The following is a 416-nucleotide window of genomic DNA, read 5'->3' as shown; positions in this document are numbered from 1 at the left end:
CGCTAATCTAATCAACGCACAGTCAGGACGAGGAAAACGATGATCATTTATTTGCATGGCTTTGACTCAACCAGCCCCGGCAACCATGAAAAGGTGCTGCAACTCCAGTTTATCGACCCGGACGTTCGCTTCATCAGCTACAGCACGCTGCATCCGCGTCACGACATGCAGCATTTGTTAAAAGAAGTGGATAAAGCCATTCAGCAATCCGGCGACCAGCCTGGGCCATAAACTGGGCCGTAAAAAGAAAGCCGAAATCATCTTAGTGGATCGCAACCACAGCCATTTATGGAAACCTTTGCTGCATGAAGTGGCAACCGGCAGTCTGGATGACGGCGTTGATGCCCTGAGCTATCTGGCCCATGCGCGTAACCACGGTTTTAACTTCCAAATTGGTTCTCTGACCAATATCGACC

The 416-nt window shown here is 50.0% G+C and carries 1 protein-coding gene and 1 pseudogene; both read left to right on the top strand.

Annotation, left to right across the window (positions count from 1 at the left end; genetic code table 11):
* The first annotated feature begins 39 nt into the window (after positions 1 to 39).
* Positions 40 to 231, top strand: a complete 192-nt coding sequence (locus tag RM609_RS34765; protein WP_311616600.1) for a YqiA/YcfP family alpha/beta fold hydrolase — start codon at positions 40 to 42, stop codon at positions 229 to 231.
* Positions 191 to 416: pseudogene (locus RM609_RS34760) on the top strand (hypothetical protein); the annotation flags it as partial. The gene RM609_RS34765 and the pseudogene RM609_RS34760, both read left to right, overlap by 41 nt.

Origin of the sequence: Streptomyces hesseae, assembly GCF_031845785.1 — a bacterium.
GTDB classification, from domain to species: Bacteria; Actinomycetota; Actinomycetes; order Streptomycetales; family Streptomycetaceae; genus Streptomyces; species Streptomyces hesseae.
The sequence above is the reverse complement of the archived record's forward strand: the minus strand, read 5'-3'. Positions and strand labels throughout refer to the sequence as shown.